Source organism: Cellulomonas sp. HD19AZ1, assembly GCF_004535805.1.
Lineage (GTDB): Bacteria > Actinomycetota > Actinomycetes > Actinomycetales > Cellulomonadaceae > Cellulomonas > Cellulomonas iranensis.
In genome coordinates this window covers 335222-350136 of record NZ_SPHX01000005.1, presented here as the reverse complement: position 1 = coordinate 350136, position 14915 = coordinate 335222, and the positions used below count along the sequence as shown (strand labels likewise).

The following is a 14915-nucleotide window of genomic DNA, read 5'->3' as shown; positions in this document are numbered from 1 at the left end:
TGGGCCGCGGCCCGTCGTGCTGCACCGTGCTCGCGGTGCAGGCATCGCAGTTGGAGGAGGACCTGTGGCCCGAGCCGGCCAGCGACGCCCCGGGCGTGCCCGCCCCGACGCGGGCGGCCAGCGCCGTCGCGCCGCGCACCCCGACCAGGAGGGGATCATCCCCGTCCTCGCCGGGATCGCCCGTGAGGTCGACGACGCCGTGCAGCGCACGCCCACGCGCTCCGGCGTGCGGACCAAGTTCCAGGTCGTCGCGCTGCTCGTGCGCGAGGAGCGCGCCCGCGTCATGGGCGACGCCGACCTGTCGGAGGCGAAGAAGGCGCAGCAGCTCAAGCGGCTCGACGGCGTCGCGACGCAGCTCGCGCGCATCGCCGCGCGCGACACGACCCTGCTGACGCTGCTCACCGACGACGCGAAGCTGTCCGACGCCGCGCGCTCCTACAAGGAGACCGTGATGCGTGCCGGGGGGCTCGACGTCCCCGACGAGCCCGAGCCCACGCCGGCCCCCGCGCCGACCGCGGGCACCGACAAGCGGGTCGTGCCGCAGTCGGTCATCGCCGCGCGCCTGGCCAACCCGTTCCTCGCACCGGACTTCGAGGCCGCCGCGGCCCTGCGCGCCGCGCCCCGCACGCACCGCCTCGACGGGTGGGAGCTGCTCGAGCCGCTGTTCCGCTCGTTCGAGCGTGCCGCCAACGGCTCGCCCGCGTGCATGGAGCTGCCCGACGTCCGCACCCTGCCGGGCCTGCACGGGCGCGAGCTCATGCCGCACCAGGCGCGGCTCGTGGCCGCCGCCGCGCGCGGGCACCGCACGTTCCTGCTGGCCGACGAGCCGGGCCTCGGCAAGACCGCGCAGGCGCTGCTCGCCGCGCAGGCCGCCGACGCGTTCCCGCTGCTCGTCGTCGTCCCCAACGTCGTCAAGACCAACTGGGCGCACGAGGTCGGCATGTGGCTGCCGCTGCGCAACGTCACCGTGGTGCACGGCGACGGCGAGGACGTCGACGGGTTCGCCGACGTCGTGGTCGTCAACTACGACATCCTCGACCGGCACGCCGGGTGGCTCGGCACGCACGGGTTCCGCGGCATGGTCGTCGACGAGGCGCACTTCATCAAGAACAAGACGTCGCTGCGCTCGCAGCACGTGCTGGGCATCGCCGACAAGATCCGCCTGCGTGCCACGCGGCCGCTGCTCATGGCGCTGACGGGCACGCCCCTCATCAACGACATCGAGGACTTCCGCGCGATCTGGCAGTTCCTCGGCTGGATCGACGACGACAAGCCGCTCGCACCGCTCATGTCGGCGCTCGAGGAGACGGGCCTGACGCCCGCCGACCCCGGGTTCTCCGCCGCCGCGCGGTCCGCGGTCATCGACATGGGCATCGTGCGGCGCCGCAAGGTCGACGTGGCCGCGGACATCCCGGCGCGCCGCGTCGCGGACCTGCCCGTCGAGCTCGACGGCGCGGTCGGCCGCTCGATCCGCGCGGCCGAGGCCGCGCTCGCGCAGCGCCTGGTCGAGCACTACCGCTCGGCCGTCGCGGCCCGCGGCGAGATCGTCGACCGCGTGGACCTCGACCTCGCGCGCCGCGTCGCGGCCGCCGAGCTCAAGGACGCGTCGTCGAAGACGAAGGGCGAGAACGTCTTCACGATGGTCCGCCGCATCGGCCAGGCGAAGGCCGGGCTCGCGGCGGACTACGCGGCGCAGCTCGCGCGGAACGTCGGCAAGGTCGTGTTCTTCGCCAAGCACGTCGACGTCATGGACGCCGCCGAGCAGCTGTTCACCGAGCGCGGCCTCAAGCACGCGTCGATCCGCGGCGACCAGACCCCGCGCCAGCGCGAGAAGAACGTCACGGCGTTCGTCGAGGACCCCGAGGTGCAGGTCGTCGTGTGCTCGCTCATGGCGGCGGGCGTCGGGCTGAACCTGCAGGTCGCGTCGAACCTCGTGCTCGCCGAGCTGCCGTGGACCGACGCCGAGCAGACGCAGGCCATCGACCGCGTGCACCGCATCGGCCAGGACCAGCCCGTCACGGCGTGGCGCGTGATCGCGGCGCAGACCATCGACGCGCGCATCGCCGAGCTCATCGACGCCAAGTCGGGGCTCGCGGCGGCGGCGCTCGACGGCGTCGCGCTCGACGAGGACGCCGCGTCGACGGACGTGCAGCTCGACGCCCTGGTCGGCCTGCTCACCGACGCGCTGCGCGCCGAGGGCGTCGCCGCCTGAGCGTCACCAGCCCCAGGTGCCCGCGCCGCCCTTGAACGGCCCGACGACGCGGCGGGTGCGCCACCCGCCGTAGAAGTCGCCCTCCTGCGCCTCGACGGCCTCGCCGTCGACCGTGCAGACCAGCCCGGCCGGGTAGAGCGCGACGTGGTCGAGCAGCGCCTCGTACCCGGGCCGCGGGTCCGGGTAGCCCCACGCGGCGCGCGGGCGGACGACGCGCGTACCCGCGTCGGTGCCGACGACGTCGAAGTACGTCGCGCGGCCCTTGAACTCGCACACCGTCGAGGCGCCCGCGACCGGCACGAGCGCGCCCGGCGCGACGTCGGCCAGCGGCAGGTAGTACGTCGGCGGGTGCGACGTCTCCAGCACGCGCAGCGCGCGCCGCGTGTCGACGACGACCGTGTCCCCGAGCCGCACGACGACGTGCTCGTCGCTCGGCACGACCGCGGGCGGCCGCGGGTAGTCCCACACCGACTCCTGCCCGGGCCCGGGCGGGACGGCGGCGCGACCGCCGGGCGGGGGAGTACGCGGGTGCCAGGTGTCCGACGTCATGGCCCCACTGTCGCCCGCGGGCCGACGGCGCGCACCCGCGGCAACTACGGGGTCACTTCTATCAGATTCTCAGATGTGCGCGTACGATCCTGTCATGCGCACCGTCACCGCCACGCGCGCCTCGCGCGGGTTCTCCGACCTGCTGGACGCCGTCGAGCGCGGGGACACGATCGCGATCACGCGTGGCGGGCGCGTCGTCGCCCAGATCGCGCCCGCGGTCTCCACGACCGGCAGCGCGCTCCGCGCGGCGCTGGCGGGGGTCCCCACGCTCGACGACGACCTCGAGGGCGACGTCGCCGCCGCGACCGCGCTGCTCACGACCGACGAGAGCGACCCGTGGCGCGCCGGCTGATCCTCGACACCACGACGCTGATCGCCTACGAGCGCGGCACCGTCGACCGCGGCCTGTTCGACGACGACGACCTCGCGATCGCCGCGGTGACGGTCGCGGAGTTCCGCACGGGCATCGAGCTCGCCGACACCGCGCGACGGGCAGCCGACCGTGCGCGGGTGCTCGCCGCGATCACGTCGGCGATCACCGTGCTCGACTACACCGAGCGCACCGCCGCCGAGCACGCGCGCCTGATCGCGCACGTCCGCCGCGCGGGCCAGCCGCGGGGGGCGCACGACCTGATCATCGCGGCGCACGCCGCCGAGCACGGTCGCACGGTCGCGTCGTGCGACGCCCGCGCGCGGTTCGGCGACCTCCCCGAGGTCCGGGTGGTCCTCGTCCCGCGGCGCTGAGAGTCGGCGAATCGGCGCGGGCCGGCCCCGAGTGTGCGGCGCCCGGCTCACCGTCCCGCGCGTCGCCGCCCCGCCCGTGCCGAGAAGGCGTCCATCGCGGCGAGCACCTCGGCGGCCTGCCACACCCGCGCACGGTGGCCCGTCGACGGCGAGTGGAGCACCCCGGCCTCCTGGAGCACCTCGATCGCGTTCCGTGCCGCCCGGTCGGACACCCCGAGCGCGCGGGCCGCGTACTCGGCCGTCACGACGGGTTGGGAGAACAGCAGGTCCGACAACGGCCACGCTGCCGAGTCCGACCGTGCCGTGATCGCGTCGCGCCAGCGCGTGCGGGCGGCGACGACCTCGGCGGCGAGCTGGCGGCCGTTCGCGGTCGCGGCGACCGCGGCCGACGCGATCTGCTCGACGATCGGGTCGAGGTCGCCGTCCCGGTAGGCGCCGAGCGCGCGGAAGTACGACTCCGGGTCGCGCAGCAGCCCGGCGGACACCGGGACCGTCGTGTGCAGCGCGAGGCCGCGTCGACGCAGGACCGTGTGGACCAGGACGCGCCCGGTGCGCCCGTTGCCGTCGGTGAACGGATGGATGGTCTCGAACTGGGCGTGGACGACGGCCGCCAGGACGAGCGCCGGCACGTCGTCCCGTGCGGCGAACGCGACGAGGTCGTCGACGAGCAGGGGAACGCGGTCGTGGTGCGGCGGGACGAAGTCGGCGCCGTGCGGACTGATCGGCGAAGCGCCCACCCACACCTGCTCGGAGCGCCAGCGTCCCGCGGTCTCGGGCTCCGACTCCGCCAGGAGCGCGCGGTGGACGGCGAGGATGCCCGCCGCGGTGACGTCGTCGCCCGCGGCGAGGGCGCCCGTCATGGCTCGGACGTTGGCTGCGACGAGGTCGGCGTTCTGCCGGGACGGCACGCCGAGCGACGCGAGCGCGAGGTTGCGCGCGTTCGTGGTGAGGTGCTCGATCTGCGAGCTCGACGCCGACTCGGTCCGCAGGAGCACCGTCGGCATGGGGACGGGGAGCGACGCCATCGCGCTGTCGAAGCGTGCGACGTCGAGCGTCGCCTCCTCGGTGAGCGCCGCCACCCGGGCGCTGACGCGCGGGTGCGCCGCCGCGATCGACGGTGGCACGGCGGCCTCGTAGGGCCGCGCGACGCGCCGTCGCTGGAACGCGTCGAGGTAGGGGCTGGTCGCCGCCCAGGGCAGCGTCTCGTGGTCGACCGCCGGCCACGGGTGGTCGGTGGTCATCCTTCTCCCCGGTTCGTCACGAGTTGAAGCCTACGGCCATACCCTTCACTCCGCCTGTGCCGGCCGGAAGCGTCGTCGCGGTCGGTCCCCCTCCTGGGTCGCGCCCGCGCGGACTGGACGTGAGGGCTGAGGTATGGCAACCCTTATCCCGTGCCTCCCGCCGTCGAGCCCCGCTTCCGCACGTCGCCGAACGTGCTGTTCGCGACGGTCGTGACGCGCGTCGTGCGGCTCTCGCCCGGGTTCGTGCGCGCGACGCTCACCGGGCCCGACCTGGGCGTGTTCGCGCCCTACGGGCTCGACCAGCGCATCAAGATCCTGCTGGGCGAGCCGTGCGACGGCCTGCTGCCCGGGCTGCCCGAGCGCGAGTGGCGGCGCGTGTGGCGCGCGGTCCCCGAGCACCGGCGGCCCGTGCTGCGCAGCTACACCGCCTACGAGGTGCGGCCCGACGCGCGCGAGCTCGACCTCGACTTCTACGTGCACGACCCCGCGGGCCCCGCGAGCGAGTGGGCCCTCGCCGCGCGCCCCGGCGACCCGCTGCTGGTCTCGGGCCCCGACGTGCGCGCGGGCGCGCCCGACCACGGCGTGCAGTGGTGTCCCGGCGGCGCGACCGAGCGCGTGCTGCTCGCGGCCGACGAGACCGCGTACCCCGCCGTGCGAGGGATCCTCGCGGCGCTGCCCGCGGGTGTGCGTGCGACGGTCCTGCTGGAGGCGGGCCACGCGGCCGACGCCGCGACGCTCGACGACGTCACGGCCGGGCGCGACGCGCACGTGCTGCTGCGCGGCGGGCGGCGCGGCGGGCAGGCGCTCGTGACGGCCGTCGAGGCGTGGGCCGCCGCGCACGGGCCCGCCGCCGCGGCCGCGGGCGACGCGTTCTACGCGTGGGTCGCGACCGAGAGCACGCGCCTGGCCGGGGCGCGCGCCGCGCTCGCCGGGGCGGGCCTGGCTCCCGAGCGCATGCACACGCAGGGGTACTGGCACGACCGCCCGCGCGGGGTCCCCGCACCCGAACCCGCTGGCTACGCGGTCGCCGTGTGACGGACCGCACGTACGCGGTGAGGTAAGGCTTTGCTAACGTCACCCCCGGTTCGCGACGGGCGGACCGTCACGGACGAAGGAGTTGGCGTGCGTTCAGCAGTCTCCACGGTGCGGTCGCGGGTCGCGGTGCTCGCGGCCGTCACGGCCCTCGGTCTCGGCCTCTCGGCGTGCGCCGCCGACGCGGACGCCGGCACCGCCGACCCCACGCCGTCCGTCTCCGCCGACGCGTCCGACGCGCCCCGCGTCGTCGAGCACGCACGCGGCGAGACCGAGGTCCCCGCGCACCCGCAGCGCGTCGTCGTCCTCGAGCCCGTGCAGCTCGACACCGCCGTCGCGCTGGGCGTCGAGCCCGTCGGCGCGGCCGTGCTCAACGAGGCCCTCGGCGTGCCCGCCTACCTCGGCGACGCCGCGGCCGACGTGCAGACCGTCGGCACGGTGCAGGAGCCGAACGTGCAGAAGATCGCGGCCCTGCAGCCCGACCTCATCATCGGCACCGAGTCGCGCCACTCCGCGCTGTACGACCAGCTCTCGGACGTCGCGCCCACCGTCTTCATGGCCACGCAGACCGACCCGTGGCAGGACAACGTGCGCTTCACCGCGACCGCGCTGGGCGACGAGGCCGACGCGCAGAAGCTGCTCGACGCGTACGACGCCCGCTGCCAGGAGATCGCCGACGAGTTCGGCACCGCCGGCCAGACCGCGCAGCTCATCCGCCCGCGCGACGGCATCCTCACGCTCTACGGGCCCACGTCGTTCGCGGGCAGCACGCTCGAGTGCGTCGGCTTCACGACCCCCGAGCGCGACTGGGAGAACTCGATCTCGGTCGACGTCTCGCCCGAGAACGTGCTCGACGCCAAGGCCGACCACGTGTTCGTCACGACGACCGACGTGACCGACGAGTCCAGCGTCCCGGAGGCCGTGCGCGCCAACGCGGCGGCGTTCCCGCAGCTGCACCTGGTCGACCAGGCGTGGTGGATCACGGGCGTCGGCCCGCTCGGCGGGCAGGCCGTGCTGGACGACATCGAGAAGATCCTCTCCGCGGCGTCCTGATCCCCACCCGCCGACCCGCGCACCCGTGAGCACCGCAGCACCGACCGCCCGCCCGGCGACCCTCCGGTCGCCGGGCCGGGCGCGCCCGCCGCGCCGGCACGCCGCCGGCTGGGTGGTCGGCGCGCTCGCGGTGCTGCTCGGGGCCGTCGCGCTGTCGGTGCTGGTCGGGGCCAACCCCGTGCCGCCGGGCGACGTGCTGGACGCGCTGCTGGGCCGCGGCACCGACACCGCGCGGTTCGTCGTGTGGGACCAGCGGCTGCCGCGCACGCTCGCGGGCCTCGTGGTCGGCGGCGCGCTCGGCGTCGCTGGCGCGCTCATGCAGGCCTTCACACGCAACCCGCTCGCCGACCCGGGCCTGCTCGGCGTCAACGCGGGCGCGGCGTTCGCGGTGGCCCTGGGCATCACGTTCCTGGGCGTCACCACGCCCGCGGGGTACATGTGGCTCGCGTGCCTCGGCGCGCTGGTCGTGGCCGTCGGCGTGCACGTGCTGGGCGGTGCGGCTGACCTGCGCGCAAGCCCCGCGCGGCTCGTCGTCACGGGCGTCGCGGTCGGCGCCGTGCTCGCGGGCCTCACGAGCGGCCTGACGCTCACGCACCCCGACACGTTCGACCGCATGCGCGGCTGGGCCGCCGGCAGCCTGCTCGAGCGCGGCCCCCAGGTCGTGCTTCCGGTGCTGCCGCTCGTCGTGCTGGGCCTGCTGGTCGCGGCCCTCACGGCGCGCAGCCTCAACGCGGTCGCGCTCGGGCCCGACGTCGCGCAGGCGCAGGGCGTCGACGTGCGTCGCACGCGCGTGCTCGTGCTCGCCGCGGTCACGGTCCTCGCGGGCGGCGCGACCGCGATCGCCGGGCCCGTCGCGTTCGTCGGGCTGATGGTGCCGCACGTCGTGCGGTGGACGCTGGGCACCGACCAGCGCCGCGTGCTCGCGGGGTCGCTGCTGGGCGGGTGCGTGCTGGTCGTCGCGTCCGACGTCGTGGGGCGCGTCGCCGTGCCGCCGGGGGAGATGCCCGTGGGCGTGGTCACCGCGTTCGTCGGCGCGCCCGTGATGATCGCGCTCGCGCGCCGCCGACGGGCCACGGCGCTGTGACCGCCACGCGCCCGGACGTGCGCGACGCCGCCGGCACCGCCGCCCCCGCGGCCGCACCCGCGCGCCGTGCCGCACCCGTGCGGCTGCTGCGCGGACCGCGCCCGCGCGTGCTCGTCGGCACCGACCGGCTGCACGTGGGCGTCGGCGTGCGCGAGGGCGTGCTGTGCGTCGTGCTGGCCGCCGTGCTGCTCGTCCTCGCGGTCGTCGGGCTCGCGGTCGGCGACTTCCCCGTGCCGTGGCCCGACGTCGTGGGCGCGTTCACGGGCCGCACGCAGGGCCTCGCGGCGACCGTCGTGCTCGAGTGGCGGCTGCCGCGCGTCGCCGCGGCCGTGCTGTTCGGCGCAGCGCTCGCCGTCGCGGGCGGCGTGTTCCAGGCCGTGACGCGCAACCCGCTCGCGAGCCCCGACGTCGTCGGCCTGTCGAACGGCGCGTTCACGGGCATGCTCATCGCGCTCGTGTCGCTGGGCGGCGGCTGGGCGTCCCGCACGGTCGGCGCCCTGGTGGGCGGGGTCCTCACGGCCGTGGTCGTGCACCTGCTCGCGCACCGCGGCGGCCTGCAGGGGTTCCGGCTGATCGTCGTCGGCATCGGGGTGTCGTCGATGCTCGGCGCGTTCAACACGTGGGTGCTGCTGCGCGCCGACCTCGAGACCGCGCTGCTCGCCTCCGCGTGGGGCGCCGGCACGCTCACGACCGCGACCGCCGAGCTCGTGCGGCCCGTCGCGGTGTGCGTCGTCGTGCTGCTCGCCGTGGTCGCGACGCGGGCCGGCGCGCTCGCGCAGCTCGAGCTGGGCGAGGACGTCGCCGCGACCACCGGCGTCGCCGCGGGCCGCGACCGCACCGTGCTGCTGGTCGCCGCGGTCGGGCTCGTCAGCGCCGTCACCGCCGTCGCCGGGCCCGTCGCGTTCGTCGCGCTCGCGGCCCCGCAGATCGCGCGCCGCGCCGCCGGGTCGCCCGGCATCCCGCTCGCCGCGAGCGCGGGCGTCGGCGCGGTCGTGCTGCTCGGCGCCGACCTCGTCGCGCAGCACGTGCTGCCCCTGACCGTGCCCGTCGGCGTCGTCACCGTCGTGATCGGCGGTGCGTACCTGCTGTGGCTGCTGCTCCGAGAGGCGAGGACCCGATGACCGCCGCGACCGCCACCACGTCCCCGGACCACCTCGGCACCGCGTCGCGGCTGCGCGCCGAGCGCGTGACGCTGCGCTACGACGCCCGCACGGTCAGCGAGGACCTCACGTTCGCGGTGCCCCACGGCTCGTTCACCGTGATCATCGGCCCCAACGCGTGCGGCAAGTCCACGCTGCTGCGCGCGCTGTCGGGGCTGCTCGCGCCCGCCGCGGGGCGGGTGCTGCTCGACGACGCACCGCTGACCTCCTACGCGGCGCGCGAGCGGGCACGGCGCCTGGCGTTCCTGCCGCAGACCATGACCGCGCCCGAGGGCATCACGGTCGCCGAGCTCGCCGCGCGCGGCCGGTTCGCGCACCAGCGCGTGCTGCGCCGCTACTCGGCGGCCGACGTCGACGCGGTCGAGCGCGCGCTCGCCGCGACCGGTACGACCGACATCGCCGACCGCCGCCTCGACGAGCTGTCCGGCGGGCAGCGGCAGCGCGCCTGGATCGCGATGGTCCTCGCGCAGGACGCGCCGCTCGTGCTGCTCGACGAGCCGACCACCTACCTCGACGTCACGCACCAGCTCGAGGTGCTCACGCTGCTGCACCACCTGCACGTGCAGGGCCGCACCGTCGTCGCCGTGCTGCACGACCTGCACCACGCGGCTCGCTACGCGACCCACCTCGTCGCGATGAAGGACGGGCGCGTCGTCGCGCAGGGCGACCCCGCCGCGGTCGTGACGGCCGAGCGCGTGCGCGACGTGTTCGGGCTCGACGCCACGGTCGTGCCCGACCCGGTGACGGGTGCGCCGCTCGTCGTGCCCGCGGACACCCGCTGACCGCTGCCGGGCGCGGCGCCCGTCGGCCGTGGACCGCGTCGGGTCGGCGCCCGCCCCGCGCAGGGACGGCCTCCGTCCCGAGCCGGGACAGCGAGGGCGCCCGCACCCTGGTGCCCCCGCCCGACCGGACGCACCATGGACGCGTGAGCACCCCGCCGCGCCCCGGTCCGACCGCCGCCCTCGTGGCGGCCGTCGTGGCGCTCGCGGCCGCGTGCGCGCCGTCGTCGCCGACCTCGTCGCCCGCCGCGACGCCCGAGACCGTCGTCGTGCGCGCGCCCGTCGTCGCCGCCAAGGCCGCCGTGCCGCCGCCCCCGACGCTCGCACCCGTCGACCTCGCGTCCCTGCCGGTGGTCGAGCCGCGCGTGGTCGTGCCGGGCCTGCCCGGCGACGACGGGCTCGAGCAGCTGCGCTCCGACGACCCGGCGCTCGGCACGTGGCGCACCGCGACCGTCGTGCGCGACACCGCCGCGTACGACGCGCCGTACGGCACGCCGCGCGGCACGGTGCCGACGGCGACGCTCGACGTGCCGACCGTGCTGCCCGTGGTGGAGCGCCGCGCCGGGTGGCTGCGCGTCATGGTCGCGACCCGCAGCGCGCTGCCCAGCCAGGACCCGGCGCAGGTCAACGGCCGCACCGCGTGGATCCGCGAGGAGGACACGGCGGCGAGCGGCACGAGCTGGCGCCTGCACCTGGACCGCGCGGCGCTCACGCTCACGATCGACGACGGCACGACGCCCCGCACGGTGCCCGTCCTTGCCGTGGGCGCGCCCGGCACCCCGACGCCCGCGGCCGCGCAGTTCCTCACCGGGTCGCAGTGGGACCAGCCCGGCACGTACACGCCGCGCAGCCTGCTGCTGTCGAGCCAGAGCGAGACCATGGACGCCTACGACCGACGCACCGGCACGTCCGCGACCGCGATCCACACGTCGCCGTTCACCGCGACGGGTGCGATCTCCAACGGGTGCGTACGCGTGACCGCCGACGTGCTCGACCTGCTGTGGGGCAAGGTGCCGCCCGGCACGGTGCTGACGGTCTCCTGAGCGGCCGTGCGCGGGCAGCGTCCGGGGCCGGGCCGCCGCCCCCGCCGGCGGACCACCCTCAGCCCGCGCCGCCCTCGCGCGCCCGCACCGCGGCGATCGCGTCCGCCGCGCGGATCAGCCCGATGTGGCTGAACGCCTGTGGGAAGTTGCCGATCAGCCGCCCGGCGTCCGGGTCGTACTCCTCGCTCAGCAGCCCGAGGTCGTTCGCGTAGCCCACGAGCTGCGCCATGAGCTTCTCGGCGTCCTCCAGCCGGCCGCTGTTCGCGTGCTGCTCGACCAGCCAGAAGCAGCAGATGAGGAACGGGTGCTCGTCGCCCTCGAGCCCGTCCATGCCCGTGTCGGTGCGGTACCGGTGCACCAGGCCGTGCTCGTCGGTCAGCTCCTGCTCGATGCGCGCGACCGTGCCGAGCATGCGCGGGTCGTCGTACGCGAGGAACCCCGTGTGCGGCAGCTGCAGCAGCGACGCGTCGACCTCGGTGTTGTCGTACGTCTGCGTGAAGCTCTCGATCTCGGGGTCGTAGCCGCGCTCGTCGATCTCGGCACGCAACCGGTCGCGCAGCTCGCGCCACCGGTCGACCGGCCCGTCGAGCCCGTGCTCCTCGACCGCGCGCACGCCCTGGTCGAACGCGGCCCACATCATGGCGCGCCCGTGCGTGAAGTGGTGCAGGTCGCCGCGCATCTCCCAGATGCCGTGGTCGGGCCGGTCGTAGTGCGTCTCGGTGTACCGCAGCAGGCTCTTCTGCAGGCCCCACGTGTACTCGTCCTCGCCGACGCCCGCGTCGCGCAGCATGCCCAGCGCGATCATCACCTCGCCCACGACGTCGGCCTGGTACTGGTCGGCGGCGCCGTTGCCGATCCGCACGGGCCGCGAGCCCTCGTAGCCGTCGAGGTGGTCGAGCTCCTTCTCGTCGAGCTCCCGCTCACCGCCCACGCCGTACATGATCTTGACGTCGTCGGCGTCGCCCGCGACCGCGCGCAGCAGCCAGTCGCGCCACAGGCACGCGCCCTCGGTGAGGCCGTGCGCGACCGCGACCTCGATGGTCAGGGCCGCGTCGCGCAGCCACACGAACCGGTAGTCCCAGTTGCGCACGCCGCCCAGCTCCTCGGGCAGCGACGCGGTCGGCGCCGCGACGATCCCGCCCGTCTCGCCGTGCGTGAGCGCGCGCAGCACCAGCAGCGAGCGCAGCACGAGAGGGTCGTGCGTCGTGCGGACCTCGAGCTTCGACGACCAGTCCGTCCAGAAGCTCACGGCCGCCGCGAGCGCCTGGTCGGCGTCGATCGGCTCGGGCGGGTCGGCGTACGACGGGAACCACACGAGGTCCCAGTCGAGCACGTCGCCCTCCTCGAGCCGGAACCGGCCGCCGAGCCGCGGCGTGCGCGCGCCGCCCGCCGCCGAGAACGCGCCGGGCTCGGCGGACGTGCCGTCCTGCGCGACGCCGTCGTCGCCGTCGACGCGCGTCAGCAGCGGGCCCGTGACGAGGATGCCCTCGGGGCCCGCGAGCGACTGCAGCGCCTCGCGGCCGTGGTGGTCGACCACCCGCACCCACGGCGTGGCGCGCGCGTAGTCGAACCGCAGGCGCAGGTCGTGCTCGACCTCGACCGTGCCCTCGAGGCACTCGACCTGCCGCACGAGGTCGTCGCGCCCCGACGTCAGGGGCAGGAAGTCGGTCACGCGCGCCGTGCCGGTCGGCGTGCGCCACGTGGTCTCGAGCACGAACGTCTGCGGCAGGTACCGCCGCTCGATGACCTCGCCGTCGACCGCCGACAGCTTCCAGCGCCCGTCGTCGGGCCCGCCGAGGATCGCGGAGAACGCGGCGGGGGAGTCGAAGCGTGGCAGGCACAGCCAGTCGACGCTGCCGTCGCGGGACACGAGCGGTCCGGTGCGCAGGTCGGACAGGAGGGCGTAGTCCTCGAGGTGCGTGCTCACCTCGTCCTTTCTACGGTGCGGACGCCCGCCTCGCAGGACGGGCGTCCGGTTTCGCCCGGGTCCGGGCGGCCGACGGGCGCCGCACGGACCCGGGCGTGCGGGTCAGTCGGCGCGGTGACGGCCGCCCTCGCGCCGGCCGTGGTTGACGTCCGCCTCGTCCGGGCCGGGGCCCGTGTCGACGGGCGGCTGCGTCTGGTCGGCGTCGTGCGCGTGGTCGTGGTCGTGCGGGTGGTCGTGCTCGTGCGTGTGGTCGTGGGTGTGCCCGCCGGGGTCCGCGGGGCCGGGGTTCTCGCTCATCGGGTGCTCCTTCGCTCGCCGTCCCCCGATCGTCGCGTCGCCCCGGACGATCCGCACCCTGGTGGACGGACGTGCACGGTTGCGGGCCCTCCCGACGCGACGCACGCTGTCGGTACGACGGGCCGGGAGGTGGCGTGAGCGGATCGGACGCGCTCGGCACGTACCGCGCGATGCGCGACTTCACGCGCACGCCCGAGCCGTCCGGGGCGCCGCCCGCCACGGACGGCGCGGTCGAGCGCCGGTTCGTGGTGCAGCGGCACCGCGCGCGCCGGCTGCACTACGACGTCCGCCTCGAGCTCGACGGTGTGCTGCTGAGCTGGGCCGTGCCCAAGGGCCCGACGCTCGACCCGGGCGTGCGGCGCATGGCCGTGCACGTGGAGGACCACCCGCTGGAGTACGCGGGCTTCGAGGGCGTGATCCCGCGCGGCGAGTACGGCGGCGGCGACGTGATCGTGTGGGACCGCGGCACGTGGGTGCCGTACAAGAGCGACGACCCGGCCGCGGAGCTGCGCGACGGCCAGCTGCACGCCGAGCTGCACGGCGAGCGGCTGCGCGGCAAGTTCCTGCTGGTGCGCAGCGACAGGCGCGGGCGGGACAGCGGCGACGGCAAGGAGCAGTGGCTGCTGATCCACAAGCACGACGAGCACGCGGTCGACGGCTGGGTCGCCGAGGACCACCCGACGTCGGTCGTGTCGGGGCGCACCAACGACGAGGTCGCGGCCGACCCGGACCGGTTGTGGCGCTCGGGCGTGCCCGCGGCCGAGGCCGAGGTGGACCTGCGGGACGCGTCGCCGGCACCACCCGCACCCCTGCCCGCCGACGACGACGCGCTCGCGGCCCTCGACGACCTGGGGGCGTCGGGCACGTGGGAGGTCCACGGCCGACGCCTGCGCGTCACCAACCTCGACAAGGAGCTGTTCGGCGGCCGCGACGGCGAGCCGCCCGTCACCAAGCGCGACCTGCTGCGGTACGCGGCGCGCGTCGGGCCCGTCGTGCTCCCGTACCTCGCGGGGCGCGCGCTCAACATGCACCGGTTCCCGCAGGGCGCCGGCACCGCGGGGTTCTGGCACAAGCAGCTCCCCGACCACGCACCCGACTGGGTGCCGCGGTGGGACCGCCCCGACGTCGACCCGGGCGACACCACCACCTACCTCGTGGTCGACGAGCCCGCGGCGCTCGTGTGGGCCGCGAACTTCGGCGCGCTCGAGTGGCACGCGTGGACGTCGCGCACCGACGCGCCCGACCTGCCGACCTACGCCCTGGTGGACCTCGACCCCGGGACGTCGACCACGTGGGACGACCTCGTGCTGCTGGCCCGCCTGCACCGCGACGCGTTCGAGCACCTGGGCGTCCGCGCGTACCCCAAGCTCACCGGGAAGCGCGGCATCCAGATCTGGGTCCCGGTGGCCCCGGGGCCGTCGTTCGACGACACGCGCGCGTGGGTCGAGCGGCTCTCGCGGACGGTCGGCCAGGTCGTGCCCGACCTCGTGAGCTGGCGGTGGGAGGTGCGCGAGCGCGGCGGCCACGCGCGGCTCGACTACACGCAGAACGCCGTCAACAAGACCCTCGTCGCGCCGTACAGCCCGCGCGCCGCCCCGGGCGCGCCCGTGTCGGCACCGATCACGTGGGACGAGCTCGACGCCGACTGGCTGCGCCCCGACGCGTTCACGGTGCGCACGGTCCTCGACCGGCTCGCCGACGTCGGCGACCCGTTCCGCGGCGTGCTCGACGCGCACCAGGTGCTGCCGCCGCTGCGGTGAGGGGGTGCGGCGCCCGCCCGGGCCGGTCCCCTTG

Annotated in this window: 14 protein-coding genes; 10 read left to right on the top strand and 4 right to left on the bottom strand. The window is 75.9% G+C overall.

What is annotated here, in order from left to right:
• Positions 1-64: 64 nt before the first annotated feature.
• Positions 65-2212, top strand: a complete 2148-nt coding sequence (locus E4A51_RS12670) for a DEAD/DEAH box helicase (RefSeq protein ID WP_134851942.1) — start codon at positions 65-67, stop codon at positions 2210-2212.
• Between the two features lie 3 nt (positions 2213-2215).
• Here the strand turns inward: E4A51_RS12670 and E4A51_RS12665 are convergent, their stop codons facing one another.
• Entirely contained in the window at positions 2216-2761 is a 546-nt protein-coding gene (locus E4A51_RS12665) for a DUF427 domain-containing protein (RefSeq protein ID WP_134851941.1), read from the bottom strand.
• A 94-nt stretch (positions 2762-2855) separates the two neighbouring features.
• Here E4A51_RS12665 and E4A51_RS12660 point away from each other — a divergent pair, with 94 nt between their 5' ends.
• A complete protein-coding gene (locus E4A51_RS12660; RefSeq protein WP_134851940.1) occupies positions 2856-3113 on the top strand; it encodes a type II toxin-antitoxin system Phd/YefM family antitoxin in 258 nt (85 codons plus the stop codon).
• Positions 3098-3505, top strand: coding sequence for a PIN domain-containing protein (locus E4A51_RS12655; protein ID WP_134851939.1), 408 nt, complete (start codon positions 3098-3100; stop codon positions 3503-3505). The genes E4A51_RS12660 and E4A51_RS12655 overlap by 16 nt, the downstream gene beginning before the upstream one ends.
• 47 nt (positions 3506-3552) lie before the next feature.
• On the opposite strand, the gene E4A51_RS12650 is transcribed toward E4A51_RS12655, so the two are convergent.
• Positions 3553-4746: a Fic family protein gene (locus E4A51_RS12650; RefSeq protein WP_134851938.1), complete on the bottom strand. Its 1194-nt coding sequence runs from the start codon at positions 4744-4746 to the stop codon at positions 3553-3555.
• A gap of 150 nt (positions 4747-4896) precedes the next feature.
• On the opposite strand from E4A51_RS12650, the gene E4A51_RS12645 reads away from it, so the two are divergent.
• The 6 genes from E4A51_RS12645 (at position 4897) to E4A51_RS12620 (ending at position 10897) form a co-directional block, all read left to right on the top strand.
• Positions 4897-5781 (top strand): siderophore-interacting protein, encoded by an 885-nt coding sequence (locus E4A51_RS12645; protein ID WP_134851937.1) that lies wholly within the window; start codon positions 4897-4899, stop codon positions 5779-5781.
• A gap of 87 nt (positions 5782-5868) precedes the next feature.
• A complete protein-coding gene (locus E4A51_RS12640) occupies positions 5869-6831 on the top strand; it encodes an ABC transporter substrate-binding protein (protein WP_206120046.1) in 963 nt (320 codons plus the stop codon).
• Positions 6832-6856: 25 nt separating this feature from the next.
• Positions 6857-7915 (top strand): iron ABC transporter permease, encoded by a 1059-nt coding sequence (locus tag E4A51_RS12635; protein ID WP_134851936.1) that lies wholly within the window; start codon positions 6857-6859, stop codon positions 7913-7915.
• Positions 7912-9036: an iron chelate uptake ABC transporter family permease subunit gene (locus E4A51_RS12630; protein WP_233421028.1), complete on the top strand. Its 1125-nt coding sequence runs from the start codon at positions 7912-7914 to the stop codon at positions 9034-9036. Before E4A51_RS12635 ends, E4A51_RS12630 begins: the two co-directional genes overlap by 4 nt.
• Positions 9033-9857, top strand: coding sequence for an ABC transporter ATP-binding protein (locus E4A51_RS12625; RefSeq protein WP_134851935.1), 825 nt, complete (start codon positions 9033-9035; stop codon positions 9855-9857). The genes E4A51_RS12630 and E4A51_RS12625 overlap by 4 nt, the downstream gene beginning before the upstream one ends.
• A 143-nt stretch (positions 9858-10000) precedes the next feature.
• Positions 10001-10897 (top strand): L,D-transpeptidase, encoded by an 897-nt coding sequence (locus E4A51_RS12620; RefSeq protein WP_134851934.1) that lies wholly within the window; start codon positions 10001-10003, stop codon positions 10895-10897.
• 58 nt (positions 10898-10955) lie between these two features.
• Here the strand turns inward: E4A51_RS12620 and E4A51_RS12615 are convergent, their stop codons facing one another.
• Together E4A51_RS12615 and E4A51_RS12610 are read right to left on the bottom strand one after the other, a co-directional pair.
• The gene (locus tag E4A51_RS12615) at positions 10956-12824 is read right to left on the bottom strand and encodes a glycoside hydrolase family 15 protein (RefSeq protein WP_134851933.1); all 1869 of its coding nucleotides are present in this window, start codon (positions 12822-12824) and stop codon (positions 10956-10958) included.
• Positions 12825-12926: 102 nt separating this feature from the next.
• Positions 12927-13121, bottom strand: coding sequence for a hypothetical protein (locus E4A51_RS12610; protein ID WP_134851932.1), 195 nt, complete (start codon positions 13119-13121; stop codon positions 12927-12929).
• A gap of 134 nt (positions 13122-13255) precedes the next feature.
• Between E4A51_RS12610 and E4A51_RS12605 the strand changes: the two genes are divergently transcribed.
• A complete protein-coding gene (locus E4A51_RS12605; RefSeq protein WP_240696468.1) occupies positions 13256-14881 on the top strand; it encodes a DNA polymerase ligase N-terminal domain-containing protein in 1626 nt (541 codons plus the stop codon).
• The last annotated feature ends 34 nt before the right edge of the window (positions 14882-14915 follow it).

What these genes read in the sequence shown, in the direction of transcription:
- E4A51_RS12665 (WP_134851941.1), bottom strand. Translation starts at nt 2,761, where the DNA reads ATGACGTCGGACACCTGGCACCCGCGTACTCCCCCGCCCGGCGGTCGC.
- E4A51_RS12660 (WP_134851940.1), top strand. Translation starts at nt 2,856, where the DNA reads ATGCGCACCGTCACCGCCACGCGCGCCTCGCGCGGGTTCTCCGACCTG.
- E4A51_RS12650 (WP_134851938.1), bottom strand. Translation starts at nt 4,746, where the DNA reads ATGACCACCGACCACCCGTGGCCGGCGGTCGACCACGAGACGCTGCCC.
- E4A51_RS12625 (WP_134851935.1), top strand. Translation starts at nt 9,033, where the DNA reads ATGACCGCCGCGACCGCCACCACGTCCCCGGACCACCTCGGCACCGCG.
- E4A51_RS12610 (WP_134851932.1), bottom strand. Translation starts at nt 13,121, where the DNA reads ATGAGCGAGAACCCCGGCCCCGCGGACCCCGGCGGGCACACCCACGAC.